Raw genomic sequence first — 25,735 nt, 5'->3', positions numbered from 1 at the left:
CGCAGTGCGTTGTGCGCGACTTGGATTGGGCAGTCCCAAGGTGGAGGGTCATATTGCGTCACGCATTACCAATACGCCTGCGAGCGGTACATTTACTGCGCCGTGCTGTAGTCATGGCCATCAGTCGTCTAAGAAGACCGTTCGTGCGGCCCGAAGTTATTCTTGTGACCTCGAAAGCTTCTGAAGAGAAGGTGGCCGGGATTAAGGAGCGGCTAGAATTCGGGTTTGGTCATCTGGGGAAGCCTCTCAGATTGCATAGCGTGCCGAAGGCGACGCTACCTGCTATTTTCATGAGTGCGGGGCTAGCCACCGCCGACGAGAACTCACTCGTGAAATTTGCGCGTCGTGCTTTACCTTGGGTCGCAGACCTCGACTATGAGTCCAACCCGTATGACGGTTGGGAATTCGCTGACCTCATCACCCAGTTAAGCGGGGACGCTTGGCGAGACCATGTCGAGAACGCGCACGCAACATTAGTAGGTCACATCCGTCGTCTTCAAGCTGATGACGGAAGGGCGGCATACCTTTTCGGCACAGGTCCGTCCCTTCAATTAGCGAGGAAGCGGGCGTTCGATGATGGCACTGTCATTGCATGTAATACGATCGTCCGCGACCCCGACCTGTGGAATCATCTTAAACCTTCGTTCTTGGTAGCCGGCGATGCAATCTATCATTTCGGCAGTACGCCTCATTCTCTTGCATTTCGCGCTGACGCGTTACGCCGCATTGACGAGTCCGAGGGCAGAACTCTTTTTGTATATCCGGCTATGTTTGATGCCATCGTGCGCCCAGAGTTCAAAGCGGTGGAGCAGTCCCTTATCCCTATCCCAATCGGCCTGCACACGGACATCACTGTAGATTTATCTAAAAATTTTTCGCTGCCCAAGGTTGGTAACGTCCTTAATCATCTACTTCTGCCGGTCGGCTGCACTGTCAGTAAAGATTTGCGACTCTGGGGCTTCGATGGTCGCGGCCCGCAGGACGTGGGGTTCTGGTCCAATTCCGATCGTCATTCCTACCCAGAACTGATGCAGGGCATTCGTGACGCGCACCCGGCTTTTTTTGCCGATTTCATACCCAAGGGCAACGAGAATCAATACGTTAGCACTGTGCATGGCGATTTCCTCGATGAGCGACTTACCGAGGCTGAGGGACGCGGTTTCCGCTTCGAGATGCTGCACAAAAGCTGGACTCCTACCTTGCAGAAGCGATATGTCGGCAGCTTTTCGACTGGCTAGTTCTCGCAAATGGGGGTTCTCGTTGCGATTCAGTACTTCATCTGCTCAGCGCCGAGTAAGCTGCTGAGAGCGGAAGACCAGTTTTGGCTAATCGTCTTACGCACTTCGACGGCTCGAGCACGGAGGCGCGCCGAATCCACAATCATGGCTCGGAGAAGAGCCTTATCCCAGTCGTTTGCGTCGGCAACCAGGCCCGGCCAGTCCGAGCCGTATAACTGCATGATGTGTTCGTGCCTTGGAGCTACTACAGGGATTCCGCGTTCTAGGCAGCGTACCGCCACGCCACTCTGGAAGAACGAATCGTACGGAATGACAACTATTCTCGAAGATTCGATTAGTTGATCGAACTTTGCCTCCGGCACAAAGCTGTTCATTACCTTCCAGCCGGCAACTGCAGGCCACCCTCTCCCGTGGATCTCCAGCTCGGCTAATTGGAGGCTACGCGCCGCGGACGCTATGGCGGTAAGCGCGTCGAGACTCCGGGTCTGCTTGTACTGGCCGAGCACTCTTACTGCGTGGCGTTCCTTGCGCGGTAGAAGCGCCGGCGGCTCGTCGCTAATCGGATGAGCTAAAACGACTCCATCGACACCGCATGACTTAATTCCCACCTCCTGCGCCAAGCGTGTGTGGTACACGACTTCACTTCGCGTTGAGGACACGAGCCATTGAAACGTGCGCCGCGAAAACCGCGAGTGCCCGTACTGATGCCGCAGCGGGGTAGGGTCATGGAGCACAAAAAGCACCGTATTCCGTTTGCATAATCGGTAAAGCGAGAGCGGATCGAGGTATCCGAACATCGGCCAAACGACGAGAATTGCTCTGCCGTTTATCGAGCTGCCGAGTCGAGCACGCTCAAACGCGCTCGTCAGAGTGATGCCAAGCCGTTCCCGCATTCCGACTACGCCGTCGGCCTGAGTCGTTTTAAGAATGTCGATCTTCTGGTATCCCGCTGTTTCCAACGTCGCAATTAGTTCTCGCTCGTAGTGGCTCAGCGTAGCTCGCAAAGGATTCAGTACAAGTAGTGTGCTGTTCGTCATTTGAGTTCCAGTCAGCGCCTACGCATTTTTCCAGTACTTCTCGACAAGTTTCGTGGTTGACTGGATGTTGGCTCGACTCGATGCGCCAAATACTATAGATGTAATATTCGGCAATGAGGCGACCCACGAAATTGCCTCGTCTGGCGGAATTGCGCCGGAGGCGTAAACAGACATAGCGATTGCGCGGAATTTCCTATTGTGGAGTGCTTCTATGTATGCGTCTATACCGCCTGACATCCTGAAACCGATCTTATTAATGTTAGAACACACAATGGGGTTTTGGATGCCCAATGAATCTAACGCGTCCAAGAGCCGCGGCATGTTCATGGTGATGAAACCGGGTTCGGCACCGTACCTCTTTTGGACGTGATCAGCGAAAATGCGGAACGCCTCGAGAAAGCCCATGCCCAGTAGGAAATCCACCACGACATTCTGTAAAAATACGACTGGCGTCGCTAAGCCGCTAAACATTTTCATTTCCGCGTCGATAAGTAGAGTGATGATTCCTTCGACGTCTTTGCGGGCGAATGATTTTCCACCTCGCACGGCGGCATCCAGAAGTCCTTCATTAGGTAGGAATTGCCGGATAGCGCCAAAGGTGCCAACTTCCGCCATGGCGTTCGCATACTTGTGCGCGTATGGCATGCAGGGTAAAAAAGTTTGGCCGTCATACCGTGACGGGTTAGCGCGGAATCTGTCGCCTACTTCAGCAATTCGCTCGTGAGTGGTACACATGAAGGTTTTGACTCCACAGTCGTACGCAGCATCTAAGACTGCCATGACCGCGTCGGTCGATTGAAACCGCATTGCCTGAGCGCGCGCCTTCTCCTCCGACATGTGGTTAACACCGAAGAACTGGTTGTCTCCAAAAAGTAGCGGATCCATTTTTATTGAACCCCTCTGTTGCGCTTGCTGAAGGATCTCAATCGTAAACCGAGTCTGCTTGCGGCTGACGATCGTCTTAAAGGTCTCATGCGAATAGTCGGGGCCGGTGGTTGGCCAAGTGTCCTGACACTTCCGTCATCGCTATTGGCAATTGCGTATAAAAGCTCATCGGTGATCGACGCCTCAGAGAAGTCGGACAGGCCCTGCATCGCCTGCGTTTCTATCCGTCGAACCCACGCGTCGATCTGCGCCGAATATTCCTCGCCTCTGACGTAGAAGTCGACTTCTCCGGTCAACTCGGTGGTGTACCGCACCGACCAACCCTTGGAATACCCCTCCGATGCGGATCTGTCGTCACGGAGGTAGATTTGCAGCTCTTGGCGATCAACAAAGATCTTGCCGTTGGTGCCCCACAGCGAAATACGCGTGGTCATTTTGCGTTGAGACTCATCCGACCAACTGACGGACAGTTGACCACTTTGTCCGCTGGGCCATCTCAAAGTGGTAAAAACTTCGTCCTCGGTTTCTGCCGAAAACACTCGACCAAGCACTGTTCCCGATACCGAAGACGGCCGGCCGAGATACCACGTCATCAGGTCTGCCGGGTGGGCCGCGTAATCGTACAAAGCGCCCCCGCCCTCATCCTTTCTGCTCCGCCATGTGCTTCCCTTCGGCTTCAACACAACGGGACCGTACGACTCACCAAGAATGTGCGTGACTTCGCCTAAGGCTCCGATATCTAGAAGCCGCTTCACTTCTGCGAAAGCGCCGACGTGGCGGTTGTGGTAGCCAACCTGGGTGACCAGACCCTTTTTTCGTGCCAACTCGGCCAGTGCAAAGGATTCTTCGGGATCTAGGCAAAATGGCTTTTCGCAGAACACATGGATGCCACGCTCAAGACAGGATCGCACCATCGCAGCATGAAACTTCGATGGAGTAGATATGACTGCGGCGTCGAGTTGCTCGGCCTCGAGCATCGAGTCGAGGTCGCTATAAGTACGGACGCCCGTGTATTTTCCTAGTACATCAAGTATGAAATTAGAGGAATCGCAAACGCCGACTACTTCCACGTTCGCATGGGCCCTGACAATAGACAAGTGCGACAAGCCCATCTTTCCGAGGCCCACAATTCCGACCCGTATCATATCTTCTCCGTCAGTCTTAGTCCGCGGCTCTACGGCCATTGGAAAGACACTTTGTCAGCAGTGTCTCATATTGACCGGCAACTCGGTCCCAAGTGAATTCGCTCTCGAATCTCGCAAGTGCGTTGCGTCGCAAGTTTTGTGCTAGCTCGGAGTTCTCGAGCAGATCGCTGATTTGCTTTTCGACGTCGTCACTGTTGATGAAATACTGGCCAGCATCGCCTGCTACCCATCTGTTGTATTTATTGTCATGCGCAATTACAGGATTCCCCGCGGCGAGCGCCTCGACGAGAGATGGATTTGTCCCACCAACCGTGTGCCCGTGTAGGTATCCGATCGAGTGATATCTCAAGGCTTGAACTACGACAGGATCATATATTGCGCCCAGAAAAGCTACTTCGTCGCTGGCTGCGTTCCGCACTTGTTTGTGGTACTCGTCGGAGTCGCTGCTGTAGTTTCCGAGAATGGCGAGTCGAACATTGCGATTTCTGGCGGAGAAGCCGCGCACTATCTCGAGAATCGAGTTCTCGGGTATGGGACGAGCTATTAGCGTAAGGTATTCGCCCGGCCGAAGACCTAACTCAATGACTGGGCGTGGTGGCGGGTCGACAACGGGGTGGGCGCCATAAGTTATGGTAGTGATCTTGCGGGCGGGCGCGCGCGTCTGGAGGTATCGGTTGAGTTCCGGATGGTCCGCGATCAGTTCGTTTCCGAACGCGGCTGCGAAGCGTTCGTTCAGATACAGAATGCTTTGTCGGACTAACCCCCAGCGCCTCCTGGACCACTCGATCCCATCCATATTTATCACGTTTGGAACCCGGCGTGCACGCTGCAGAATGTTAAAAATGCCAGTGTTGTATCCAAACGTCAAACAGACATCATTGTATTTGACGGCGTGACGGATAGATAGCCAATCAAATCTTGCGGTGCCGGTCCACCCCAAGTCAGGTACCGATATGTTGACCCTTGTTATTCCGTTCCATTCGTCCTGGTAAATCGGGCCGCGATGATCAGTTTGGCAGTAGACGATTACGTGCCATCCGTGGTCTACGAGATAGCGTGCGATATTTTCTGCAGCCGTCTCGAAACCTCCATAATTGGCAGGAACCCCATGCGTTCCAAGGATGCGAACCGTTGGTTGGACATTTGTCATGCTTTAAGCATCCTTCATCGCATCGCGGTTGGCGAAGATCCCATAACGTGCCGAACTCGGAGTCATCCGCTGCGAGTTGCGGCCGTACAAGTGTGTGCTAATCAGTTAGTTGTTTTGTGTACGAAGACTTGAGCGTCGTATATGTGGATACTGCCGATCTCATTGTCGAAAGTTTTTTCTGCTCTGTCGATGGAGCCAATTGAAACCGCGTCTACTAGCTGCTTCACGAATCCGGCCATGCCGTAGTCGTGACTCTTGAACCGGGTTTGAATGGCTGCCCCCTCGACTCTCATATACAGCTTCTCAAGCGTAGGCCGATATTTGTCGGGCACTTTAGCGGCGACGGGCCGAGCAGCGCCACGCACCGTGCGCCTGGCCCTTTCGCGGTAACCGATCGTGGCCGGCGCCTCCGCGGGCGTCTCACTGAAGTCACCTAGCGCGGCTCGTGAACCGCCAAACTTGTGCCCGTCTGCCCACTCGTTCCAGTAAGCGCAGCCCCAATCGTCAATCACATAGATTCCCCCGGGCTTCAAATGATGACGAAACAAGTGCCAGAACGAATCGCGCGTGTACTCGCCGAGGTGGGACGCATCGTCTATAACTATGTCGAAGCCGTTCGGAGCGACTTCGGCGGCGATGCGGTCGAGAACTTCCTTGTCCTGTTGAAAACCTTGATACACGTGGATGCGCCCTGATGTGTCCTCGACGGGTATTACGTTGAGGTCCAGGCCTGCGATCTGACCCTTCGGAAATAGGTCTCGCCACAGGTGCATCGATCCGCCGCGTTGGACACCTAGTTCAAGAAGAGCGATGTCGCGCTCGAACAGGTGTCCAAACTCTCGCGTGTACCGGCTCAGATAGAGCTCAGACTTGTCTGTGTCGTAGTCCCCCAGATTAATCACGGCCTCAGGCTAACCCCTGCGGCCGGTGCTCGCCATGATCCGAGAGTTGTTGAGTGGGGCCCTCCGGCTCGCAGCTTCGAGTCGCATAAGGCTTTAAAAAGGCTGATTCGCGTGGTTGCTGTAGCCAGGACGCAAGATCCAGCCATTGTTAAGGCGGGGCGAAGTAACTGAGCTCAAACGTCTGGATGACCAAACGCCTTAGCTGATTCGCGATAGTCGTTGGGGCCCACGCAGCCTCGTGAACAGTGGAGAGGAAAGAAAGCAGTCGCACTAGGTGCGGTTACCGTCGAGCAAGCGACGCGTCTCTATCAGCCGATTTCAGTTCGGCAGCCAGTGCGGCCGGTGGCCTCCAAAACGTACGTCGGAAGCCAGTCGTCAACATGACGCGGGACGAAACCTGTCGCCTCGATCTTGCGCAGGTCGAGTACGCTATTTGCTGGCCGTTCGGCGATTGGTCCAGGTCGGGAGCTGCGGAATGTGGCACTGTCAGTATCGGTAATAAGCTCAGGGTTGTAGCCAGCGAGCACAAATACGCGTCGAGCGATGTCAGCCCACGACATGCTCGGGCCGGAGCTCGACAGATTGTAAATTCCGTAGTCTGCTCTGGTCGAATGCAGGTGCTGGATCGCGCGGGCTACATCCGCTGTTGCTGTGAGGCGCCCTTTCTGGTCCTTCACGACGGACGGGTTTATCCCTGAGTGGCCAAGTTTGATCATCGTCCGGATGAAATTTGATCCGTCGCCAACCAACCAGGTCGTTCGAATTATGTAATGGCGAGCCACCATTGCCACTACACTATCGCCCGCTGCCTTGGTTTGACCGTACACACTCACGGGGCATACGGGATCATCCTCGCAATACGGCTGTTCGGCTGCACCGTCAAACACATAGTCGCTTGACACATGAATAAGCGTCATTCCGTAAATTGAGCACGTTCGCGCTAGGCGACTGACGCCAGCCACGTTCGCTTCCCAGGCCTGCGCACGCCCTTCTGACGTTTCGGCTGCATCGACCGCGGTGAAAGCTGCTGCGTTTATCACCGCACCGTATCCAGTCCAATTTCGGACCGTCAATAAATCGGTCTTCGCGAGGTCAATTTCAGATCGAGATGCAAACTCGACTGTTGGATCACCGGCATAGACTTCCTGCAGCGCTCGCCCTAACTGTCCGTCGGCACCAAGCACGAGAATTTTGAGGGGGAGTACCGGTGAGATCTCTTCGAGACGGGCATGCCTTTGTTGTCGAACCGGGAGTGCGGCACTGCGAAGCGGGATAGGCCAGTCGATTGGTAACGCGGTGTCCGCGATGTCGACCGACACGACCGTCGACGATACGGCGGGCTGAGCCTCCGTCTCAGCCGTATAGCCCGTATTGCGTTCCGTTGTTTGAAGGCCGACACCTACGCCGCGAGGTACGACGACGGCTTGCATGCTACCGAGTTCCGCAGTGAACACCACGCCAAAATCGGGACCTAGGCGCAAGTCGACAAAGGCGAAATATATTCGTCCGCTTGAAATACTTATGACCTGGGCACGATCCGTGATATGCAGCCCGCGCGTGGTTCCTAATTCAGATTCGAAGAATTCGTTCCGCTGTGTCGCAAGGAGCTCGGGAAATCCAGCAGTAGCATTCAGCTGGAGCCGCCAACCGCGCGACCAACCTTGCGTTTTCCTTCCCGCGGGAACCGTTATGACGAGCAGATTAGAAATGGTCGTTCGCTCAATTGCTAGGCCGTGAATGTTAGGTGGTGGCATCCGACGCTCCGTGAATGTTGCGCGTTAGTCTCTGGCTGAATAGGGAGAGCTGCATAGATGAGTCTGCAATCGATTAATTTTCGTAACATCAGAGTGCAGCAGTCCCGCACCCATGGTGGATCAAGAGCCGGAGGCCGTGGGCGGGCCTCATTCTTATCGCTCTCGCTCTAGGAGGTTTAACAGATACGCGCCATATCCCGACTTGACGAGCTTGTCTGCCCGTCTCTGAAGTGTATCGTCGCTGACATATCCCAATCTCCACGCGATTTCCTCGGGAACGCCAATTTTTAGACCGGTTCGCCGCTCCATAGTCCGGACAAATTCGGCGGCGTCGGTCATCTGGTCAAATGTTCCGGTATCTAACCACGCTGTTCCCCGAGGCAGCACTTCAACCCTTAGGCTATTGTCCATCAGGTAAGTGCGATTTATGTCGGTAATTTCCAATTCGCCGCGTTCACTTGGCTGTAATGTTCGCGCGATATCAATGACATTATTGTCATAAAAGTATAGTCCAGGTATTGCATAATTGCTCTTTGGTTTTTTTGGCTTTTCCTCAACGGAAAGGGCGGCCCCTGTTGCATCGAAATCGATCACGCCGTACGCCGACGGCTCAGCTACCCAGTATGCAAAGATCGCGCCACCCTCGACTTCATTAAAACGCCGGAGTTGAGTGCCCAAACCGGGGCCGTAGAGAAGATTGTCGCCCAGGACCAGCGCGACTTTTTCGGATCCGATGAAATCGGCTCCGATGGTAAACGCTTGCGCCAGACCGTCTGGGGTTCTTTGTTGCGCATAGGAGATCGATATTCCGAATTGCGAGCCATCGCCAAGTAATCGAGCAAAGCTGTGGCTGTCGTGCGGTGTCGTTATCACAAGCACGTCCCGAATCCCAGCGAGCATAAGGGTCGACAAGGGGTAGTAAATCATCGGTTTGTCGTATACAGGAATTAGTTGTTTTGAGATGCCAAGTGTTATTGGATGCAGGCGACTGCCCGAGCCGCCGGCGAGAATAATCCCCCTCACGGCCCTATCGTTGCACATATCTTTCGGCCCGTCGCAGTCAAAGGACAGCACTCCTAAGCCAGCTGACCCGCTACCTGCGTTTGGACTGGTGCATCCGGTGGGTGCGGGCAACTTCCCAGGCGTATGCGCGCCCCCGCATCTGTCAGGCTGAAAGACTCGTGTTCTTCTCAACGGGCGTTAAGGGGGCGTGTCCTGAATATCTTGTTCGTCTGCACGGGGAACATCTGTAGGTCGCCGACGGCGGAGCGCCTTACAGCGGCTTATGCCAAAGAGCACGTTCTTGCCGACTTAGCGGCTTCCAGTGCCGGTATCCGCGCCGTGGTTGGCCATCCAGTCCATCGCGAAGCCGCTCGAGTGCTGCGGAGGCTGGGAGGTGACCCGTCGAACTTCGTCGCGCGCCAACTCAAACCTCCGATGGGTGACAGCGCTGATCTCGTTCTGACGATGACGGTCGCGCACCGCGAAGCGGTGCTAGAGCGAGCGCCGCGCCTACTACGCCGTACTTTCACGCTGTCGGAGGCCTCGCGCCTCGCGCAAGAAGCGGGCGCACAGACGATTGCAGACTTCCCGCGCCTGCGCTCCCGTCTGCTAGCCCACGAGACCACCGACGTTGCCGACCCAATGGGTCAGCCGGAGGAGGTCTTCGAAGCGGTCGGGACGCACATTGCGGCTCTTTTGCGCCCTCTGGTTGTTTTCCTCTCTAGGCCCCCGGTCTAGTTGACCAGAGGCTACCTAGGCGATTACCTGAGTTCGGGACCCGCCAGCGCGAGGCTCTTTGCAACCGAAATCGACTGAACTGTTAATTGGGCACACGTTGAGGCCCTTCCTGGTGCTACGTTGCTGAGCGAACGCTCTGTTCCGGTTGAGAAACCGGTGTTCATTGGGATAAAGTTGCAGCCCAAGGGGAGAACATTCGGGGGGAAGCGTGACGGCGGTCAACGATCGGTTGGAAGTTGCAGCAAACATTGTTCCGATACCGACAAAGGTGCCGGCGTGGCAGCGGGGGTATGCGCGCCGGCTCATTTTCGTCGATGTTGTCGGCGTCCTACTTGCTGTAGGACTCGCGCAGTGGCTTCGCTTCGGCGCGCTCACGGGAGACGTCTCGACATCAACATTCAAGAACCTTGACTACGCCCTGGTGTCGATTGCCATCGCGGTCGCTTGGATTGCCGCTCTGGCCATCAACCACTCGCGCTCAACCCGTGTTATCGGATCGGGTGCCGAGGAGTACCGCCGCGTTCTCTTGGCGACGCTTGCCGTTTTCGGCGGGGTCGCCATCATCTCGATGCTGTTCAAGCTGGAGATCGCTCGGGGCTACCTGATGATCGCGCTCCCCGTCGGCGTCATTGTCCTCACCCTCCTGCGGTGGGTCGCCCGACAGGTTGTCGTACGGGTTCGGCAGAAGTACGGCCGCTGCATTACCCGAGTGCTGGTGGTTGGAAGTCCGTCAGCAGTTCGCGACTTGACGACCTCGCTCCATCGTGAATCTCGCTCGGAGTACGAGGTCGTCGGCGCATGCATACCGGGGCTGTTGCCCCGCAAGAAAATTGACGTGCCCGGTGTCGGCGCTGTCCCGACCTTCGGCGACGAGTCGAACGTCGTGGGTGCGGTGACAGCGACTAACAGTCACGCGGTCGCCGTCACGGCGACTGAGCGTCTCGACGGAAGAGGTATTCGCGACCTCTCGTGGGAACTCGAAAAGCTCGACATAGACCTTCTCGTCGCACCCGGCGTCGTCGATATCGCCGGGCCGCGTCTGCAGATGCGTCCGGTCGCAGGCCTGCCACTGATTCACGTCGAGAAGCCGCAGTACCACGGCGCCAAGCGCTTTCAGAAGCGGCTCTTTGACGTTCTGTTCTCCGGCTCGGTGCTCTTATTCGGCCTCCCGATTCTCCTGGCCGTCGGGTTAGCCGTGAAGCTGACCAGCAAGGGCCCGGTTTTCTACCGCCAAGAGCGCATCGGTCTCGACGGAAACCCCTTCGAGATGATCAAGTTCCGCACCATGGTCGTGGACGCGGACAAGATGGTCGACAAGCTCGCCGCCATGAACGAGAGCGAAGGCGGGGTGCTGTTCAAGATTCGCGACGATCCGCGGGTGACACGCGTCGGCCGCATTCTTCGGAAGTACAGCATCGACGAGCTGCCCCAATTCATCAACGTGCTCAAGCGAGATATGAGTGTGGTGGGCCCCCGCCCGCCGCTGGCCAAGGAAGTGAAGTCTTACGACGACTACGCCAAGCGGCGCTTGCTCGTTCGACCCGGCATCACGGGCCTCTGGCAGGTCAGCGGCCGGTCGGACCTGTCCTGGGAGGACTCGGTCCGTCTCGACCTCTTCTACGTCGAGAACTGGTCGATGATTTCGGACCTCATCATCGCGTTCAAGACCGTCAAGGCCATGCTCGGGCATTCTGGGGCGTACTGACCACACCTGGCCAAAGGTCGAACGTTTCGTCCGGTCAGCGATTGAGCCAGCGTCCGACGATGCGGTCAAACCAGCCCTGAATGGTGTTGTCCGCCAACTGGTATCGGGGACATTCGCACCGCGAGCATTCAGTACCGGCACGGTAGTGCTCATGGGCAAAACCGTCATGGCCGCACCTACACATTTCCCCCGACATCGAAAATCAAGATACGCCTCCCTATTCGCGAGGTCAGCAAATTCTGAGAATTTCCTGAGCGTGTTTCCGCTCGCCCCTTACTGCCGGGCGAGGCGCGTCGTTGATCCGCCAAAACCCCCTCCACTGAGTACAGTCCTCACGTGGGCTATCCAGAGAACGTGCTGGCCAGAGACGAACAGGTCGTCCTGCACCGCCATCCGCACTGGGGGCGCCTTCTCGTGCCGGCGCTCGTCCTCATCCTCGCAAGTGCCGCCGCCGCGTTCATTGCCGGCTACGTCAACACCCTCACGTGGGAGCCGAGTGCCAAGAACATCGTCTTCCTCGTCATCGCCGCCGTCTGGCTCATCCTCATCGGCTGGCTCTCGGTGTGGCCGTTCCTCAACTGGTGGACCACCCACTTCGTCATCACCGACCGCCGCGTCATGTACCGCCACGGCCTGATCACCCGCTCCGGGATCGACATCCCGCTGGCCCGCATCAACAGCGTCGAGTTCCGCCACGGTCTGCTCGATCGCATCCTGCGTACCGGCACGCTCATCATCGAGTCGGCGTCCCAGGATCCCCTGGAGTTTCAGGACATCCCGCAAGTCGAACGTGTCCATTCGCTGCTATACCACGAGGTTTTCGACACCCTCGGTTCGGAAGAATCCCCGAGCTGACCCAGTCTGCACGACGGGCGGCCCTGCAATACCGTTCATGCATGGGGGAGAGGCGACGCTCTGGTGTGCGAGCCGGGCCGCTGCCGGCCGCCGTTTACGCGCTGATCGCCGTGCTCTTTCTCAACGGCGCCACCGGTACCCTCTTCTTCGCCCATGCCCGCCCTGACGCTCTCGCCAAAGCCGACGCAATCGTCGTTCTCGGCGGCGAACACGACGGCCGTGAAGCCTACGGACTGAAGCTCGCCCGGCAGGGTTATGCGCCCACCGTGCTGATGTCCGATCCCTACGGATCCCGTGACCCCGTGATGAAGCGCTTCTGCCGGAGCAATTCCGACGTCGAAGTCATCTGCCGGCCGCCCGTACCGAGCACCACCCGCGGTGAAGCGCTGATGACTCGCGCCCTCGCCGAACAGCGCGGCTGGCGGTCAGTGATCGTCATCAGCTGGCGCTACCACCTGCCCCGTGCCCGGCGGATCTTCGATACGTGCTTCGCGCCTCCCGGTCGCACCGTGATCATGCGCGACGTGCCTCGCAGCTATTCGTTCTCGGTCGCGCAGTGGCAGTACACCTTCCTCTACCAGTACGGCGCCTGGGTCAAGGCCGAAGTCCAGGGCTCCTGCAAATCGTCTACGTGAGCTTGCGATACAGCGTCGTGCCACCATGCACAGAGAGGTAGCCCAGGAGCGCGAACGTCACCCCCACAGCGCAGTACATCGCGACCTTTCTGCCTGCCGACATCGTGCTGCGCACCGGCGCGTCGCCCCCCACCCACATCGGCGACGCCAGTGCGAACGCGACCATGCTCGCTGCCGAACCCAGCACGCCGAATTCGAGGATTGCCGTCACTCGCGACGAAAATGGTTGTGCCGAGATCATTCCCGCGAGGCCGCACACCACGGCCGTCGCCGTCACCAACCGCGCGGAGGACGGCCGGCGTAGAAGCAGCGCACCGATAGCCGACCCCAGCGCACCGCCGAGCGCGACCAATATCCACGTCATCGCGCCGCCACCCGCGCGGCCAGCAGCCCGCACAGCAAGCCGGCCAGTGCAGCGGCGGGCACGCCAACCAGGAACGCGATGGATAGCTTGGGGGGCTGGCTGATGGTCAGCACCGACCATGCGCTGAGACTCGCTGCGCTGGAGCACATTCCGAACACCACGGCCCGCATCGTCGACATCGTGCCGCTCGCGACGATGAAGCCCGCCACCGCAAACGCGACCGCGGCCGTCACCGTCGTCGACACCCACAGTTGCTTCGGCAGCGGCCACGCCGTCGCGGTCGCGTACCGCACCAGCGCACCCGCGGCGCCGCCGACGACGAGGGCCGCAGTGTGGGTGCGGACGGGTCGGTGTCGGGCTGGCACGTGTCGACATTATGTGGTGAGAAGGGTTTGCGGGCGGCAGGCGAATGTGACGGTGCCATGGCGCGATAGCGCCGTTCAGAAACTTCACCATCCGCTGACGCCGATGTCAGATACCGTGGTGTGGTGACAGGTTCCCTGAGGCGTTTCGACGAGTGGCTTAATCGTGAGCTCGAGCAGTGTGCGCGCGAAGCCGGTGAAGACGTCAACACCTACGTCGCTCGCGCCGTGGCGTCGAAGATGGTGGCCGACCGGCGGCTCGCCGACGGCCAAGCCGTCGAGCAGATCATGGAGCACCTGTCCGCCTCGGGCGTATTTGCCGGCACCGACATGCCGAGTGTGTCCACGGTGATCGCTGATCCCGATCGCTTGCGGGCGCTCTACGCCACCGGCCTGCTGGACTCGCCTCCGGAGGAGCTGTACGACCGCATCACTCGCGCGGCGGCAGACGCGCTCGATGCTCCGCACGCGTTCGTGTCGCTGGTCGACGTTGACCGGCAATTCTTCAAGAGTGCGGCCAGCATGGATCTCGACACGCCTAAGGAAAGGCAGACGCCACTTGACCGCTCGCTCTGCCAGTACGCCGTGGCTAACGGTCAAGCCCTGGTGCTGGAAGACGCTCGGCTGGATCCGGTTTTCAAGAACCACCCCGCCGTGCAAGACGGCACTGTTGTCGCCTACCTCGGCATTCCACTGTCCGACAGCGAGGGCAACTCCATCGGCACGCTGTGTGTTTACGACGACAAGCCACGCCTCTGGGGTACCGGGCACGTGCAGGTGCTCAGTGACCTCGCCGGAATCGCCGCTGAACGTATCTTCGGGCCCGGCAACGGTCAGGCCGGATACTAAGTCGCTGTTCAGTTATCTCTAACGCCATCCACCCAGCATCTGTGTGGCAAATTGCCACTCGCTGATGGCAAATTGACTGCGGCGAACTCTCAGCACACATACAGTTGAACCCTCAGTAAGTGTTTCGGGGGTTGGGCAATGCAGTTAGGCACGGAGCAGGCGACGCATACGCCGAGCGCGCGTGCGACGACGCCGCTTCTGCGCGCCGTTTCGCCGCTGCTGGTCGTCGAGAAACCCGCTGTCGGTCAACGCGTTCTCGAACTCCTACGCAACGAGGGCGGGTACGTCGCACTCACCGTGTCCCTGGACGTGTGGGCTGCGTTCTGGGCCGTGCAGATTTCTCACTGGGTCCTGGACCGCAACGATGCGCTGGGCGTCTTGCCGTACACGTGGCTGTTCATCCCGTTCATGGTCGTGCTGATGGCCGGCAGGGCGCTCTACAAACGCAAGCTCGGTGATCGGTTCCTCGACGAATTCGAACCGGTCGAAACGTCGGTCGCCGTGGCTGCTCTTCTGGTGCTGGCGATCATCATGTACGCCGTGCCGGCCTTCAAACCAGGCACAGTGGTTCCCGAGTACATCCGTCCCAGCGATGTGATGGTGCACATCTGGATGTATGCCGCCGTCCTGGTTCCGGGCGTCCGCTTCTGTCGATCCCTGGCGCAGCGATATCTCAGGCGCAAGTACCGCTTCGGCAAGAAGGCGATCATCGTCGGTGCCGGTCCCATCGCGCACCAACTGATCACGCGGATGCGGCAGGTGCCCGATTACGGCCTACGTCCCGTCGGCATCATCGACGATTCACGCCCAGCCAACATCGAGGCGGAAGGTATGCCGTACTTGGGCACCACCGACAACCTCGAGCGCGCGGTCGTCCAGACGGGGGCGGAGAAGCTGATCATCGCCCACTCCGCGGTGCCCGATGAGAAACTCGCGGCGCTGGCTCAGCGCGCACACCATCTGGGGATGAAAGTCCGGGTGGTGCCTCGCATGATGGACGTCGTCAGCGTCGGGGCAACCATCGAGCACATGGGCGGCATTCCGCTGATGACGCTCGCGCACGCCAACCCGACCGGGTGGCAGTTCGCGCTCAAGCACACCATCGACCGGTCCCTCGCCGCCGTCGGCCTGGTCATGATCTCCCCGCTGTTCCTGACGCTCATGCTGCTCGTCCGGCTCAGCTCGCCCGGCCCGATCTTCTTCGGTCAGGATCGAATTGGCCGTGACGGCAAGGTCTTCCAGTGCCTGAAGTTCCGCAGCATGCGACCGGCGGACCCCGCGGCCGCAGCGTTCACCGTCAAGGACGGCGCGGCCCCAGGTGGTGTCGAGGGCGAGGACCGCCGCACCTGGATCGGCAAGATCATGCGCAAGACCTCGATGGACGAGTTGCCGCAGTTGCTCAACGTGGTCAAGGGCGAGATGAGCCTGGTGGGTCCGCGGCCCGAACGGCCCGAGTTCGTCGAGCTGTTCGAGATGCAGATCCGCCGCTACGGCGACCGGCACCGCGTCAAGGCCGGTATGACCGGCTGGGCGCAGGTGCACGGTCTGCGTGGGCAGACCTCGATCGCCGATCGCGCCGAGTTCGACAACTTCTACATCGAGAACTGGTCGGTGCTGCTCGACATGAAGATCCTGGCGCTGACGGTGCTGGCCGTGCTCAAGAGCGCCGAATAGTGTTTCCGTCATTCGAATTCGCAATCGCACGTTCTGTAATAGTCTTTGCTGGGGGAGCGATGCAAGGGTTGGGGGAGGTGTGGAACACGGGCCGAACCACGTCGGATTGATCCCCGATGGGTTGCGACGTTGGGCCAAGGCTCACGACACCACGCTGGCCGATGCCTACCTGCGCGGCGCGCATCAGGTCGTCGACATCCTGAAGAACCTCCAGGGTCACGGCGTGCGCACCGTCACCGTCTACAACCTCAGCCGGGCCAACCTCGGACGGACCGTCGACGAACTGGACGCGGTGTATCAGGCGTCGATGCAATTCCTCACCACGTTGATCCCCGCGGCGTTCGACGCGACGATCTGCAGCGTGCGCCTGCACGGTGATCGAAAAGCATTGCCCGACAACTATGTTGCTGCCGCTGGTGATCTCGAAGTGGCCATGACCGGCACCGAGTTCCGCATCAACGTGCTGGCCGCCTACGACGCGTACGACGAGCTGCGCGACGCCCACCAGCGTGCCCAGCAGACCGGAAGCGACATCGCCTCGACCTTCGAGATCGGCGACGTCGACCTCGTCATCCGCACCACCGCCGAACCGCTGCTGAGCGGATTCCTACCGCTGCAAAGCCAATACGCGCAGCTCTACTTCCTCACCACACCGCTCAACGACCTGACGATGGACGACGTCGACCAGCTCATCGCGCGCTATCGCGGCGTCCCGCAATTGCGGGGGCGCTGACCATGACGCGCCGACCGCTGATCATCGGCGCCGGCCCGGCCGGCCTCTCCGCCGGACTGGAACTCCTCCGACGGGGCGTCACGCCGACGCTCCTGGAATCCTCCGGCGGCGTCGGCGGACTGGCCCGCACCCACACCGACGGGGACTGGCGCATCGACCCCGGCGGGCACCGCTTCTTCACCCGCAGCGAGGAAGTGTCGGAGATCTGGCGCTCGCTGCTCCCCGAAGACCAATGGTTGGTGGTGCCCCGCAGCTCGGCCATGCTGGTGCACGACCGCTTCGTGCGCTACCCGCTGATGGGCCGCGACCTCCTGCGGCAACTCAGCTTCCGCGACGGCGTGTACGGGGCCGGCAGCTACGCCTGGGCCCGACTGCGCCGCCAAACCCAGATCGAGCCGAAGCACGCCAACTTCAAAGAGTGGGGCCACACGGAGTTCGGCCGCCGCTGGTATGAGCTGTTCTTCGACGGCTACGTCCGCAAGACCTGGCTCGCCGACCCCGAGAACATCGCCAGCGACTGGGCCAACCAGCGCATCAAACCGATCGGGTGGCGGCTCTCCTCCGACGAGCAGACCGCGGATCAGGACGTCTTCCGCTACCCCCGCCACGGGCCCGGACAGGTGTGGGACGCGGCGGCGGACCAACTACGCACCCGGGGCGCGGACGTGCGACTCAACGCGATGGTGACGCGCGCGGCGTATCGGGGCGGAACCTGGACGTTGACGACGGATCGCGGCGACGTCGTCACCGGCGATTCGCTGTTCTCGAGCATGCCGCTGCGCACCCTGGTCAACGCGCTGCGCCCCGCCCCGCCGAAATACATCCAGGCGGTGGCGTCCAACCTGCGGCACCGCTCCCTGATCACCGTCGCGGTCGCGTTGTCGCGGAACTACGACATCCCCTACAACTGGGTGTACACCCCGGGACCAAACTTCCACGCCGGCCGCATCCAGAACTACCGGCGCTGGTCGCAGGATCTCGTTCCGAAAGGCTGGAACGGCACGTTCCTCGGGTTAGAATACTTTTTGCTGCCGGACCAGGATCTGTGGCTCGCCGACGCCCACAGCCTGAGCACCATCGTGGAACACGACCTGGAACAGCTCGGGTTCGCCAAGCCCGAGATCGAAAAGGTGATGATCACCCGGTCCAAGTTCGCGTACCCCATCCACGACCCGGTCCGCGACCGCAGCGTGGTCCGCATCCGCGACTACCTGCGGCAGCATTACCCGACGCTGCACCCCGTCGGCCGCAACGGCATGCACCACTATGACAACCAGGACCACGCGATGCTCAGCGCGATCCGCAGCGTGGGCAAGAGCTTCGGGGAGAACGTCGACCCGTGGCAGGTCAACACCGACCTGAGCTACCACGAGCAGGGGCTGCGCCGCTGAGGACTAGGGGCGGGGTGAGCGCGTGGGCCGCACGGTGCGCCCCGTCGCGTGCCGCAGCTCGTACTCGTCTTCCAGCGCCTCGGCGATGCCGCCGCCGGTCAGCGTCGACTCCAGCGCCTTCTCCGGATTGCGCGCGAACTCGTCCGGGAACACGAAGCGGCGGAACGCCCAGAAACGGAACGCCATCTGCAGCAGATTGCCGATGACATAGGCGGACACGAAGTCGGCGATGTTCTCGGTGAACAGCGAGACCATCGGAACCCGCAGCATCAGCACATAGCTCGAGATCCACAGCGGGGCCATGCTCAACAGCACGCCCACGGCACTGACACCGAAGAACAGCAGCGCCTCGTGGTGCTTCTCGCGGCCGCCGCGGTCCCGGAAGCTCCACTCCCGATTGAGGATGTACGAGGCGATCACCGCGACGATGCCGGCGATGATCTTCGCCGTCACAGGCTTGGGCTCCAGAATGGTCAGCTTGAGCGTGAAGAAGATCGCGGAATCGATGACGAACGTCGTCGCACCGACGATGGCGAACTTGATCAGCTCGTGGTGCCGCTCGGCGTAGGGACGGAGCGGCCCAGGGAGACGCTTGATCGTCGCATCGGCAAAGGACACAAGGAGCGAGTCTACGTAACCATCCCGCCAAACACCCAAGCGCGCGGTAACCGCAGGTCAACGATGTGGCCTACGTCATGACACGATAGATGCCGTGCCACGAACCGCTACGTCACGTCCCGTCGTCGCCATGGTCGGCGGCGGACAACTCGCCCGGATGACCCACCAGGCGGCGATCGCGCTCGGTCAGACCCTGCGGGTGCTCGCGATCCGCGACGACGAATCCGCCGCCCAGGTGACACCCGACGTCCTCCTCGGACACCACACCGACTACGACGCGCTCCGCCGCGTCGCCGAGGGTGCGACCGCGCTCACCTTCGACCACGAACACGTGCCCACCGAACTGCTGGAAAAGCTCGTCGCCGACGGCGTGGCCGTCTACCCGCCGCCCGAGGCGCTGGTGCACGCGCAGGACAAACTCGTGATGCGTCGACGACTGTCGGAGCTCGGGGCTCCCGTGCCGCGCTTCGCCGAGGTGAACTCCGCCGACGATGCCGAGGCCTTCGCCACGGAGGTCGGCGGGCCGGTGGTCATCAAGACCGTGCGCGGCGGGTACGACGGCCGCGGCGTGATCATGGCCGACTCACCCTCCGACGCCCGCGAGATCGTCGGCCGCTACCTGGCCGACGGGGTGCCCGTCATGGTCGAGGAGAAGGTGGCCATGCGCCGCGAACTGGCGGCGCTGGTGGCCCGCTCCCCGTTCGGGCAGGGGGCGGCGTGGCCGGTGGTCGAGACCGTGCAGGAGGACGGCATCTGCGTGACGGTGATCGCGCCGGCGCCCTCTCTTGGCGATTTGGGTTCTGCAGCAACGGAACTGGCGTTGGGTCTGGCCTCCGAGCTCGGGGTGGTCGGGGTGCTGGCCGTCGAGTTGTTCGAGACTGTGGACGGCGCGCTGTTGGTGAACGAGCTCGCGATGCGGCCCCACAACTCGGGGCACTGGACGATGGACGGCGCCCGCACCTCACAGTTCGAGCAGCACATCCGTGCCGTGCTGGACTACCCGCTCGGCGACACCGCACCGCTGACGCCCTACACGGTCATGGGCAATGTGATCGGGGCTGCTGTTCTTCCCGATATGTCGATGGACGAACGCGTGCACCACCTCTTCGCGCGGATGCCCGAGGCCAAGGTGCACCTCTACGGCAAGGACGAACGGCCCGGTCGCAAGATCGGACACGTCAACATCGTCGGCGAGGACTGGGAGTCCCTGCGAGAGCGCGCAGAGCGGGCGGCACACTGGCTCTCGCACGCCGAATGGACCGACGGATGGGACCCCCACGCATGACGCCACGTGTCGGCTTGATCATGGGCAGCGACAGCGACTGGCCGGTGATGTCGGACGCCGCCTCTGCGCTCGCCGAGTTCGAGGTGCCCTTCGAGGTCGGCGTCGTCTCCGCGCACCGCACGCCCGCGCGGATGCTGACCTACGCCCAGGAGGCCGCCGGGCGCGGCCTCGAGGTCATCATCGCCGGAGCCGGCGGCGCAGCACACCTGCCGGGCATGGTCGCCTCGGCCACGCCGCTGCCGGTGATCGGGGTGCCCGTACCGCTGGCCCGTCTCGACGGCATGGACTCCCTGCTGTCGATCGTGCAGATGCCGGCCGGTGTCCCAGTCGCGACGGTCTCGATCGGCGGGGCCCGCAACGCCGGACTGCTGGCCGTGCGCATCCTTGGCGCCTCCGATCCCGCTCTGCGCGAACGCATGTCGGCGTTCCAGGCCGGGCTCGAGAAGATGGTGCTGGAGAAGGACGAGGCGCTGCGACGGAAGTTACTGGGGGAGTAGACGGGCGTGCACGCCCTCGATGACGCGATCGACCGGCCAGCCCGCCAATCGGCACGCCAGCGTCACCACCGTCGCCGAATCTGCCGCGAACACGCCGTAAAGGACTTCGTCGGTCACGGCAGAGATCACTGCGAGCAGGTCGATGGCGCGTCCGTCGTCCCGCATCTGCGCGCACACCGCCCCGAGTGCCGCCACGATCCCGTCGACGTCCGACAGGACCGGCTGGTACCACTCGGTGAGAAAGCACGGCCGCGATGCGCCCAAACTGGCCACGCAATCGACGTTATCGACCGTCCGTCGTCCGCGAATCAGGGTTTTCCCTGCTGTCCTGCAGTCGCCTGTGTAGTTGGGCGCGGGACCGGATGCCGAGCTTCCGGTACACCTTGCTGAGATTCATCTCCACGGTCTTCGGCGACAGGAACAACTTCGTCGCGATCTCCTTGTTCGACAGGCCCGCGGCGGCATGCTGTGCGACGCGCGCCTCGGCCGGCGTGAGCACCGACGTGCTCTCCCTGGCCCCGGTGAGCCGGCTCAGCTCGGCTTCGGCTCGCTGTTGCCACAGCCGCGCTCCGAGGTCTCTGAAGGTGCGCAGCGCTTCTTCGACCGTGGCGGCGGCCGCCTGCCGGCGGCGCTGCCGCCGCTGCAGCTGGCCCAGAACCAATTGCGTGCGGGCCTTTTCCAACGGCATCGGCAACTGCTCATGGAATGCGAGCGCTGCGATCGCGGCTGCCTCGGCGCGCTCGAGATCGCCGCGGGCCGCGTGGATCAGCGCACGACCGCGGGCCGCCGTCGCGAGCATCCACGGTCGATCAGTCCGGATTCCGTTCTGCCACAATATGTCTGCCAAGTTCTCGGCCTCGTCGACCCGCTGCACGGCAGCCAACGCCTCGATGGCCTCCGGCATCCAGGAGGCGACTTGGATCTCTGTTCCGGCGGTGGGATCGAAGCCTGCCATCAGCGGTTCACACGCGGCCAGTGCTGCGGGGTAGTCGCCCAGGGACACCTCGAGGTGTGCGAGGCAGGCGCGCGGAGTGGGCGTCAGCCCGATCCCCCCGGTGCGCTCGGCCAATTCGGTTGCCGCGCGGGCCGACGTCCTGGTCGCCTCGACATCACCGGTGTACGAACCCACGGCTGCGCGCGCGGTCAAGGAAAAGTGTTGTGCATGATGGCCGCCGATCTGTTCGGCCCGCAGTGCGATCTCGGCTGCTGCGCGTGCGGCGGCGGGATAGTTCCCGGCCCATACGTTCGCCATCGTGGCGTGCTGGTCCACCCAGATCGCATCCAGTTCACTTCCGCGTTCGAGACAGCTGATGCGAAGTTCCGCGAACTGCGGTATCGCGACGTCGAGCTTGCCCGTCCACGAGTTGATCACGGCGGCAACAGCATCGGCTCGCATACTCACAAACGGCGCACTGCGGCCGTCGCCTTGCAACGCAATGGCCTCCTGAAGTGCTGCGGTGTCGAGGCCCTCGCCGTACACGAAGGACATCATCACCCACGCCGAGCGGGCCTGGCTCTTGGCGGCAGCCTCGCCGATCCCGTCGGCGCATTCCACCGCCTCGCGCGCGCACTCGACACCTTCGCGGGACCGGCCGGCAACCGCGAAGGCTGAACTCAGCAGCATCAGGCCCTGTAGCCGCAGCCTCGGCACATCGGCGACTTCCGCGACGCCGGCCGACAAGCCCTCGACGGCAGCGGTGAACGTCCCGTCGTAGCCGTCGATCGCGCCCTGCAGCATCCTCACAGACCCGCAGATCGCGCCGGGCGGGAGGTGCGAACGCGCCGTCATCGCGTGCCGACGCGCCGCGTCGATCGCACCCGCCTCGAAGTGGTAATGCGCGGCGAGCACGTGACGAATCGGGGTATCGCCACCGAGAGTGATTGCCAGTTCCAGCAATTCGGCGGCTGTGGCCGGTGCCCCCTGACCGCGGGCCACCGACGAGGCCACGTCGAGTGCAGTCAGCGTGGTCTCGTCGCCGCTGACGGCTGCCGATGCCAGATGCCGGGCTTTCAGTTCGGGAGGGTCGACGACATCGGCGAGGCGACGGTGCATGTCCCGGCGACGAGCGGGCTCGGCGGCGGCGTACACCCCACTGGACAACAGCGGATGGGCGAAGCGGATCGACTGCCCGGTGAGCACCACGATGCGCGCTGCACCGTCACGTTCGATCAGGTCGATCACCTGCTCCGGGCGACGTCCGACGGCACGGGCGACCACGTCGACCGTCGGCGACGGTGTACTCGCCACCGCCAGAAGCACTTCGGCAGCATCGGCCCCGACATGCTTGATCCGTTGCTCCACCAGAGCTGCAAGGGATTCGGGTAAGCGACGATCGATCGGCACGCCCTCATCGACCGCGCGTGCCAATTCCAATGCATAGAAGGGGTTTCCGCCGGAGATGTCGTGAATCTTGCGCATGATGGGGCGGGGTGGCACCCGACCGAAATGGGATGCCAGGAGCGAATGCACACCGCCGAGTGTCAACGGAGACATCGTCATTCGGCGCACCGCACCCGGGGTCGCGAGCTCCAGCCACGGCAGCATGTCGAGTGCGTCGCGCTCGCCGGTGCGCGCGGTGACGAGCACGCCGAACGGAAGCGTCACCCGTCGCAACGCATAACGCACAGCGGTGGCGCTGGACGCGTCGAGCCACTGGAGGTCGTCGACGATCACCAGGAGGGGAGTGCTGGCCGCGAGGTGCTGCAGCACCGAATGCAGCGCGGCGCCGGCGGCGCGTTCGTCGGCTGCGGGGAGTTCGTGACCGCGCAGGAGGACCCGGTTCAGTGCATCGCGTTGCACACCGGCGAGCCCGTCGATGACCGCCTCGTCGACGTCGGCGAGCAGGTCCGCCAACCCCGCGAAGGCCAGCGTGACCTCGCTCGGGCTGCCGCGGGCGAGCAGGACCCGGAACCCCCGCGCCGACGCGGCCTCGCTCGCGTCGAGCGTGAACGTCGTCTTCCCGATCCCGGCTTCGCCGTCGACCACCAGTCCGGCCGGACCAGAGGCGGCGGCGGTCAACAGGACATCGAGCGCCTCGGCTTCGGCCGCGTGGAAGACCGCGCGCGGACCTTCTGTGTCGTTCCCCGGCATTGGTTCTCCCCCGAGTGGTCACCGTGGTGAACCCACAATAAGCCGTACGCGCAAGCCCTTCGATAGAGCAATTAGGCGAAGATTCGCCGCGTGTGGAAGACGGTGGGGAAGTGTGTGGTGAAGGCCTTCAGCTCGACTCAGAGGACTTTGCTGACGGTAGCGTCAGTTCGAGATGCATTGTTTTGCTTAGCAAACTCGTCACGGCGCACCCGTGATCGCTGATTTTGAGCGAGAGATACTGTTGTGTGATGTTCGTCACACAAGCCCGAGGTGGGCTCGGTTCAGGAAGCGCGGAGCACCACGATCGGCTCGGCGCTCTGCACCGGAGCGGCAACCTGGATATGGCCCGTCTGCGCCGCGTGCATGCCTGCGTCAACGACAGCGGAAGCGCGCAGAACATGGCGAGAGCCGTTCCAGCCGCACTCGCAGTGAGCGGTGCGTCGGAGAGCGGGACCATCAATGAAGACCTGCATGTTTGGGAGAGTAGCCAGGCAAGTTGTGAATTAACCACGTCTCCTGCTGAGGTTCGGCTGAGAGCGCGGGCATGCGGACTTCGCGCCGACGCGCGAGCACGGTAAAGTTACCGGCGAGTAGCAAGGAGATGATGATGGCTGGTTGGGGCGGAAATCCCTCGTTCGATCTTTTCCAGTTGCCCGAGGAGCACCAAGAACTGCGTGAGGCGATCCGCGCGCTGGCGGAGAAGGAAATCGCTCCGTACGCGGCGGACGTCGACGAGAACTCGCGGTTCCCGCAGGAGGCTCTCGACGCGCTGGTGTCCAACGGCTTCAATGCCGTGCACGTGCCCGAGGAGTACGACGGGCAGGGCGCGGACTCGGTGGCCGCGTGCATCGTGATCGAAGAAGTGGCGCGCGTCGACGCGTCGGCGTCGCTGATCCCGGCGGTCAACAAGCTCGGCACCATGGGCCTGATCCTTCGCGGCTCCGACGAGCTGAAGAAGAAGGTGCTGCCGTCGATTGCCTCCGGTGAGGCGATGGCGTCCTACGCGCTCTCCGAGCGTGAAGCCGGCAGCGACGCCGCTGCGATGCGCACCCGCGCCAAGGCTGACGGCGACGACTGGATTCTCAACGGCACCAAATGCTGGATCACCAACGGCGGCAAGTCGTCCTGGTACACCGTCATGGCCGTCACCGATCCCGACAAGGGCGCCAACGGCATCTCGGCGTTCATGGTGCACGTCGACGACGAGGGCTTCACGATCGGACCCAAGGAGCGCAAGCTCGGTATCAAGGGCTCACCGACCACAGAGCTGTACTTCGAGAACTGCCGCATCCCGGGCGACCGGATCATCGGCGACCCCGGCACCGGTTTCAAGACCGCCCTGGCCACGCTGGATCACACCCGCCCGACCATCGGCGCGCAGGCTGTCGGCATTGCGCAGGGTGCTCTCGACGCGGCGATCGAATACACCAAGGACCGCAAGCAGTTCGGCAAGAGCATCTCGGACTTCCAGGCCGTGCAGTTCATGCTCGCCGACATGGCGATGAAGGTCGAAGCCGCGCGGTTGATGGTCTACAGCGCGGCCGCTCGGGCCGAGCGGGGCGAGGGCAACCTGGGGTTCATCTCCGCGGCGTCCAAGTGCCTGGCCTCCGATGTCGCCATGGAGGTCACCACCGACGCCGTGCAGTTGTTCGGTGGGGCGGGCTACACCATCGACTTCCCTGTCGAGCGCATGATGCGGGATGCCAAGATCACCCAGATCTACGAGGGCACCAACCAGATTCAGCGCGTCGTGATGAGCCGGGCGCTGCTGAAGTAGTCCTTTCGCGGAATAGCATTCCCGGTCGCTGCGAGGCGATTTTTGCAG

General features: G+C 61.6%; 24 protein-coding genes. 12 read left to right on the top strand and 12 right to left on the bottom strand.

Annotation, left to right across the window (positions count from 1 at the left end):
* The first annotated feature begins 143 nt into the window (after positions 1-143).
* Complete coding sequence (locus PGN37_RS01615; protein WP_335329271.1) at positions 144-1,238, top strand: hypothetical protein; 1,095 nt, start codon at positions 144-146, stop codon at positions 1,236-1,238.
* Positions 1,239-1,267: 29 nt separating this feature from the next.
* Here PGN37_RS01615 and PGN37_RS01610 read toward each other — a convergent pair whose 3' ends face one another.
* The 7 genes from PGN37_RS01610 to rfbA form a co-directional block, all read right to left on the bottom strand.
* Positions 1,268-2,275 carry a glycosyltransferase gene (locus tag PGN37_RS01610; protein ID WP_335329270.1) on the bottom strand — a complete coding sequence of 336 codons (1,008 nt, stop codon included), beginning with the start codon at positions 2,273-2,275 and terminating at the stop codon, positions 1,268-1,270.
* Between the two features lie 18 nt (positions 2,276-2,293).
* A complete protein-coding gene (locus PGN37_RS01605; RefSeq protein WP_335329357.1) occupies positions 2,294-3,166 on the bottom strand; it encodes a hypothetical protein in 873 nt (290 codons plus the stop codon).
* On the bottom strand, positions 3,163-4,305 hold the full coding sequence (locus tag PGN37_RS01600) for a Gfo/Idh/MocA family protein (RefSeq protein ID WP_335329269.1): 1,143 nt from the start codon (positions 4,303-4,305) through the stop codon (positions 3,163-3,165). The genes PGN37_RS01605 and PGN37_RS01600 overlap by 4 nt, the downstream gene beginning before the upstream one ends.
* 16 nt (positions 4,306-4,321) lie before the next feature.
* Positions 4,322-5,455, bottom strand: coding sequence for a DUF1972 domain-containing protein (locus PGN37_RS01595; RefSeq protein ID WP_335329268.1), 1,134 nt, complete (start codon positions 5,453-5,455; stop codon positions 4,322-4,324).
* Between the two features lie 101 nt (positions 5,456-5,556).
* Positions 5,557-6,357: a hypothetical protein gene (locus PGN37_RS01590; RefSeq protein WP_335329267.1), complete on the bottom strand. Its 801-nt coding sequence runs from the start codon at positions 6,355-6,357 to the stop codon at positions 5,557-5,559.
* A gap of 308 nt (positions 6,358-6,665) precedes the next feature.
* Complete coding sequence (locus PGN37_RS01585; RefSeq protein WP_335329266.1) at positions 6,666-8,111, bottom strand: sugar nucleotide-binding protein; 1,446 nt, start codon at positions 8,109-8,111, stop codon at positions 6,666-6,668.
* Between the two features lie 153 nt (positions 8,112-8,264).
* Positions 8,265-9,134 carry a glucose-1-phosphate thymidylyltransferase RfbA gene (gene rfbA, locus PGN37_RS01580; protein WP_335329265.1) on the bottom strand — a complete coding sequence of 290 codons (870 nt, stop codon included), beginning with the start codon at positions 9,132-9,134 and terminating at the stop codon, positions 8,265-8,267.
* A gap of 123 nt (positions 9,135-9,257) precedes the next feature.
* Here rfbA and PGN37_RS01575 point away from each other — a divergent pair, with 123 nt between their 5' ends.
* The 4 genes from PGN37_RS01575 (at position 9,258) to PGN37_RS01560 (ending at position 13,046) form a co-directional block, all read left to right on the top strand.
* A complete protein-coding gene (locus tag PGN37_RS01575) occupies positions 9,258-9,851 on the top strand; it encodes an arsenate reductase/protein-tyrosine-phosphatase family protein (protein ID WP_335329264.1) in 594 nt (197 codons plus the stop codon).
* Between the two features lie 208 nt (positions 9,852-10,059).
* On the top strand, positions 10,060-11,556 hold the full coding sequence (locus PGN37_RS01570; RefSeq protein WP_335329263.1) for a sugar transferase: 1,497 nt from the start codon (positions 10,060-10,062) through the stop codon (positions 11,554-11,556).
* 336 nt (positions 11,557-11,892) lie between these two features.
* Complete coding sequence (locus PGN37_RS01565) at positions 11,893-12,411, top strand: PH domain-containing protein (protein WP_335329262.1); 519 nt, start codon at positions 11,893-11,895, stop codon at positions 12,409-12,411.
* Positions 12,412-12,452: 41 nt separating this feature from the next.
* Positions 12,453-13,046: a YdcF family protein gene (locus tag PGN37_RS01560; protein WP_442932814.1), complete on the top strand. Its 594-nt coding sequence runs from the start codon at positions 12,453-12,455 to the stop codon at positions 13,044-13,046.
* On the opposite strand, the gene PGN37_RS01555 is transcribed toward PGN37_RS01560, so the two are convergent.
* Entirely contained in the window at positions 13,039-13,410 is a 372-nt protein-coding gene (locus PGN37_RS01555) for a hypothetical protein (protein ID WP_335329260.1), read from the bottom strand. The two genes, PGN37_RS01560 and PGN37_RS01555, sit on opposite strands and share 8 nt — an antisense overlap.
* The gene (locus tag PGN37_RS01550; protein ID WP_335329259.1) at positions 13,407-13,775 is read right to left on the bottom strand and encodes a chromosome condensation protein CrcB; all 369 of its coding nucleotides are present in this window, start codon (positions 13,773-13,775) and stop codon (positions 13,407-13,409) included. Before PGN37_RS01550 ends, PGN37_RS01555 begins: the two co-directional genes overlap by 4 nt.
* 135 nt (positions 13,776-13,910) lie before the next feature.
* Here PGN37_RS01550 and PGN37_RS01545 point away from each other — a divergent pair, with 135 nt between their 5' ends.
* The 4 genes from PGN37_RS01545 to PGN37_RS01530 all read left to right on the top strand — a co-directional run bounded on the left by PGN37_RS01545 (position 13,911) and on the right by PGN37_RS01530 (position 18,419).
* Positions 13,911-14,621: a GAF domain-containing protein gene (locus PGN37_RS01545; RefSeq protein WP_335329356.1), complete on the top strand. Its 711-nt coding sequence runs from the start codon at positions 13,911-13,913 to the stop codon at positions 14,619-14,621.
* 138 nt (positions 14,622-14,759) lie between these two features.
* A complete protein-coding gene (locus PGN37_RS01540; protein ID WP_335329258.1) occupies positions 14,760-16,295 on the top strand; it encodes a sugar transferase in 1,536 nt (511 codons plus the stop codon).
* Positions 16,296-16,374: 79 nt separating this feature from the next.
* Positions 16,375-17,028, top strand: coding sequence for an undecaprenyl diphosphate synthase family protein (locus tag PGN37_RS01535; RefSeq protein WP_335329257.1), 654 nt, complete (start codon positions 16,375-16,377; stop codon positions 17,026-17,028).
* Positions 17,025-18,419 (top strand): FAD-dependent oxidoreductase, encoded by a 1,395-nt coding sequence (locus PGN37_RS01530; protein WP_335329355.1) that lies wholly within the window; start codon positions 17,025-17,027, stop codon positions 18,417-18,419. The genes PGN37_RS01535 and PGN37_RS01530 overlap by 4 nt, the downstream gene beginning before the upstream one ends.
* A gap of 3 nt (positions 18,420-18,422) precedes the next feature.
* On the opposite strand, the gene PGN37_RS01525 is transcribed toward PGN37_RS01530, so the two are convergent.
* Positions 18,423-19,037 (bottom strand): GtrA family protein, encoded by a 615-nt coding sequence (locus tag PGN37_RS01525; RefSeq protein WP_335329256.1) that lies wholly within the window; start codon positions 19,035-19,037, stop codon positions 18,423-18,425.
* 85 nt (positions 19,038-19,122) lie between these two features.
* Here PGN37_RS01525 and PGN37_RS01520 point away from each other — a divergent pair, with 85 nt between their 5' ends.
* Together PGN37_RS01520 and purE are read left to right on the top strand one after the other, a co-directional pair.
* On the top strand, positions 19,123-20,322 hold the full coding sequence (locus PGN37_RS01520) for a 5-(carboxyamino)imidazole ribonucleotide synthase (RefSeq protein WP_335329354.1): 1,200 nt from the start codon (positions 19,123-19,125) through the stop codon (positions 20,320-20,322).
* Complete coding sequence (gene purE, locus PGN37_RS01515; RefSeq protein WP_335329255.1) at positions 20,319-20,819, top strand: 5-(carboxyamino)imidazole ribonucleotide mutase; 501 nt, start codon at positions 20,319-20,321, stop codon at positions 20,817-20,819. Before PGN37_RS01520 ends, purE begins: the two co-directional genes overlap by 4 nt.
* On the opposite strand, the gene PGN37_RS01510 is transcribed toward purE, so the two are convergent.
* Both PGN37_RS01510 and PGN37_RS01505 read right to left on the bottom strand, forming a co-directional pair.
* Entirely contained in the window at positions 20,805-21,092 is a 288-nt protein-coding gene (locus PGN37_RS01510; protein ID WP_335329254.1) for a hypothetical protein, read from the bottom strand. The two genes, purE and PGN37_RS01510, sit on opposite strands and share 15 nt — an antisense overlap.
* Positions 21,093-21,102: 10 nt before the next feature.
* Positions 21,103-23,910, bottom strand: a complete 2,808-nt coding sequence (locus PGN37_RS01505) for a helix-turn-helix transcriptional regulator (protein WP_335329253.1) — start codon at positions 23,908-23,910, stop codon at positions 21,103-21,105.
* A gap of 607 nt (positions 23,911-24,517) precedes the next feature.
* On the opposite strand from PGN37_RS01505, the gene PGN37_RS01500 reads away from it, so the two are divergent.
* A complete protein-coding gene (locus PGN37_RS01500; RefSeq protein ID WP_335329353.1) occupies positions 24,518-25,687 on the top strand; it encodes an acyl-CoA dehydrogenase in 1,170 nt (389 codons plus the stop codon).
* Positions 25,688-25,735 lie beyond the last annotated feature (48 nt).

The organism is Mycobacterium kyogaense (assembly GCF_036946525.1).
Lineage (GTDB): Bacteria > Actinomycetota > Actinomycetes > Mycobacteriales > Mycobacteriaceae > Mycobacterium > Mycobacterium kyogaense_A.
Note: the sequence above shows the minus strand (reverse complement) of the source record. Positions and strands in the feature narration are given on the sequence as shown.

Excerpts from the sequence above, each read along its gene's own strand:
- PGN37_RS01555 (WP_335329260.1), bottom strand. The coding sequence starts at position 13,410 with ATGACGTGGATATTGGTCGCGCTCGGCGGTGCGCTGGGGTCGGCTATC.
- PGN37_RS01500 (WP_335329353.1), top strand. The coding sequence starts at position 24,518 with ATGGCTGGTTGGGGCGGAAATCCCTCGTTCGATCTTTTCCAGTTGCCC.
- purE (WP_335329255.1), top strand. The coding sequence starts at position 20,319 with ATGACGCCACGTGTCGGCTTGATCATGGGCAGCGACAGCGACTGGCCG.
- PGN37_RS01595 (WP_335329268.1), bottom strand. The coding sequence starts at position 5,455 with ATGACAAATGTCCAACCAACGGTTCGCATCCTTGGAACGCATGGGGTT.
- PGN37_RS01560 (WP_442932814.1), top strand. The coding sequence starts at position 12,453 with ATGGGGGAGAGGCGACGCTCTGGTGTGCGAGCCGGGCCGCTGCCGGCC.
- PGN37_RS01610 (WP_335329270.1), bottom strand. The coding sequence starts at position 2,275 with ATGACGAACAGCACACTACTTGTACTGAATCCTTTGCGAGCTACGCTG.
- PGN37_RS01585 (WP_335329266.1), bottom strand. The coding sequence starts at position 8,111 with ATGCCACCACCTAACATTCACGGCCTAGCAATTGAGCGAACGACCATT.
- PGN37_RS01600 (WP_335329269.1), bottom strand. The coding sequence starts at position 4,305 with ATGATACGGGTCGGAATTGTGGGCCTCGGAAAGATGGGCTTGTCGCAC.
- PGN37_RS01505 (WP_335329253.1), bottom strand. The coding sequence starts at position 23,910 with ATGCCGGGGAACGACACAGAAGGTCCGCGCGCGGTCTTCCACGCGGCC.
- PGN37_RS01575 (WP_335329264.1), top strand. The coding sequence starts at position 9,258 with ATGCGCGCCCCCGCATCTGTCAGGCTGAAAGACTCGTGTTCTTCTCAA.
- PGN37_RS01540 (WP_335329258.1), top strand. The coding sequence starts at position 14,760 with ATGCAGTTAGGCACGGAGCAGGCGACGCATACGCCGAGCGCGCGTGCG.